The following is a 2,662-nucleotide window of genomic DNA, read 5'->3' as shown; positions in this document are numbered from 1 at the left end:
TTCAACCACAACACCTTGCTCTGCATATACTAAGCGCGCTAGGTTGCCTTTTTCGCTATCGGGTAACTGTGCAACAAATACCTTATTGAGCTCTTTGCCACCCTTTTCAATATTATGAATAAACACCACGGCTTTTTCGTTACCGGTTTCTTGGAACCGCCCAGCTCTGAGTGCGGATAGCCCCGCATCGGCTTTGGCTTGTTCTTTTAATTGATACTCTTGCTCGCTTGCCCACGGCGCAATATACATAGTCAGTGCTGCGGCTAATATAGCAAGCCCTACACTTGATATAAGTGTTACGCGCACAACATACCATTCACTTACGCCACAGGCTTTAAGTACGGTCATTTCGCTATCGGCGTAAATACGGCTGTAGGCTAAAATAATGCCTAAAAATATACTCAGCGGAAGTATTAGCGAGGCTAGTTGTGGAAGTTTTAGTGCAATCATCGATAGCACTAATTTAGCAGGAATGCTGCCCTCAGAGGCATCACCTAAAATACCAACTAACTTTTGTGACAAAAATATTGTCATCAAAGTTAAAAATACGGCGACCTGCGATTTTAAAACCTCAGCGGTCAAATAACGGAAAATTAGCAATGCTCGCCCCTGTTAAACATGGAATTTCACTACGATAGTGAGAATTGAATAGTTAAATAGCTATTTTACCCAATTAATACCGGCAAATAGGCTATTATTATAAGCCATCAAAATTAATTATCCTACCTAAGTGCACGATATAATGTTGCATTAGTAGCCCTTAAGCATATAAAGTTCAATTACACAGTAAGAGTCTAACAAAATCAGCTAAAATAAGAATTATCCTTACATAAGTTACGTAGATAAGACTAGAAAATACTTTTTTAGCCCCAACTTAGTAACTTAAACGACTCAAAACCAGGAGTAACAATGGAATTTAACGTAAAAAGTGGTAGCCCAGAAAAACAGCGCAGCGCATGTATTGTGGTTGGCGTTTACGAGCCACGTAGGTTATCCCCCATTGGTGAACAACTCGATAAAATTAGTGATGGTTATATCTCTAATTTACTTCGCCGTGGCGATTTAGAAGGTAAGCCAGGCCAAGTTTTGTTATTGCATCATGTACCTAATGTATTAAGCGAGCGCATATTGCTTGTTGGTTGTGGTAAAGAGCGTGAGCTTGATGATAAGCAATATAAACAAATCATTTCTAAAACTATTAATACCTTAAACGAAACGGGCTCTATGGAAGCAGTCTGCTTTTTAACAGAGCAACACGTTAAAGGTCGAGACACCTACTGGAAAGTACGTCAGGCAGTTGAGACAACGCAAGACTGCTTATATACGTTCAACCAACTGAAAAGTAAAAAAGTAGACCCTCGCCGTCCACTGCGTAAAATGGTGTTTAACGTACCAACACGACGCGAACTAACTATTGGCGAAAGCGCTATTGAGCATGGTTTAGCCATTGCAGCAGGTAGTAAGCTATGTAAAGACGTAGCTAATATGCCACCAAATATTTGTAATCCTGTGTACTTAGGTGAACAAGCACAAGAGCTGGCAACTGATTTTGACAACATCACTGTTGATCTTATTGACGAAAAGCAAATGGCAGAACTTGGTATGAATTCTTACCTAGCTGTTGGCCGAGGTAGTGATAACGAATCGATTATGTCGATTATTAACTACAAAGGCGCCGCTGATGACCAAGCCCCTATTGTACTTGTTGGTAAAGGTTTAACGTTTGATTCAGGCGGTATTTCATTAAAACCAGGCGAAGGCATGGACGAAATGAAATACGACATGGGCGGAGCAGCAGGCGTTATTGGCGCAATGCGTGCACTTGCACAAATGCAATTGCCGATTAACGTTATTGGTGTTTTAGCGGGTTGTGAAAACATGCCTGGCTCAAATGCGTATCGTCCAGGTGATATTTTAACAACAATGTCAGGGCAAACAGTTGAAGTATTAAACACCGACGCTGAAGGCCGCTTAGTATTATGTGACGCACTAACATATGTTGAACGCTTTAATCCAGATACGGTTATTGACGTAGCAACGCTAACTGGCGCGTGTATTGTAGCCCTTGGCGCGCATGCTACTGGTTTACTATCAAACCATAACCCACTTGCGCACGATTTATTAAAAGCGTCTGAGCAAAGTGGCGACCGTGCATGGCAGTTACCGTTATGGGATGACTATCAAGATCAACTAGAAAGCCCATTTGCTGACTTTACGAACTTAGGTGGACGCTCTGCGGGTACTATTACTGCGGCATGTTTCTTATCTAAATTTACTAAAAAGTATAATTGGGCACATTTAGATGTTGCCGGTACAGCGTGGCGCAGTGGCGCTAAAAAAGGCGCAACGGGCCGTCCTGTTCCTATGCTTACTCAGTATTTATTAAATCGAGCGGGTGTAAGCGAAGCTACGCACGATTAATAATCTATTTAGCTATTTATAAGGCGCCATTTGGCGCCTTATTTATTTGTGTATTAATTGAAGCAAACCCCGTTATATGGCAAAATCTGCCTCTTAATTTGTGTATATCAATTTGGTATACATTCAATGTCATGGGAAACCCCGATACAATGAACATGAACGCTAAATTTTTCGTTCTAAAGCAACAAGATGAGTCTAAAGCGAAGGCTGACGATCATTTTGCATTGGCAGCTCAAATTGC

Annotated in this window: 2 protein-coding genes and 1 pseudogene; 2 read left to right on the top strand and 1 reads right to left on the bottom strand. The window is 41.3% G+C overall.

Translation table 11 applies throughout. The annotated features are described in order from the left end of the window. Positions 1-600, bottom strand: a 600-nt coding sequence (lptF, locus tag L652_RS0102975; RefSeq protein WP_024603269.1) for an LPS export ABC transporter permease LptF, incomplete at its 3' end; no start/stop codon positions are given. 309 nt (positions 601-909) lie between these two features. On the opposite strand from lptF, the gene pepA reads away from it, so the two are divergent. Together pepA and L652_RS1000000125275 are read left to right on the top strand one after the other, a co-directional pair. Beyond that, positions 910-2,421, top strand: a complete 1,512-nt coding sequence (gene pepA / locus L652_RS0102970; protein WP_024595639.1) for a leucyl aminopeptidase — start codon at positions 910-912, stop codon at positions 2,419-2,421. A 149-nt stretch (positions 2,422-2,570) separates the two neighbouring features. Further along, positions 2,571-2,662, top strand: a pseudogene (locus L652_RS1000000125275) (DNA polymerase III subunit chi); the annotation flags it as partial.

The sequence above is a fragment of the Pseudoalteromonas sp. TB25 genome (assembly GCF_000497995.1).
Taxonomy (GTDB): Bacteria; Pseudomonadota; Gammaproteobacteria; order Enterobacterales; family Alteromonadaceae; genus Pseudoalteromonas; species Pseudoalteromonas distincta.
This window is presented reverse-complemented; position numbering and strand designations above follow the sequence as displayed.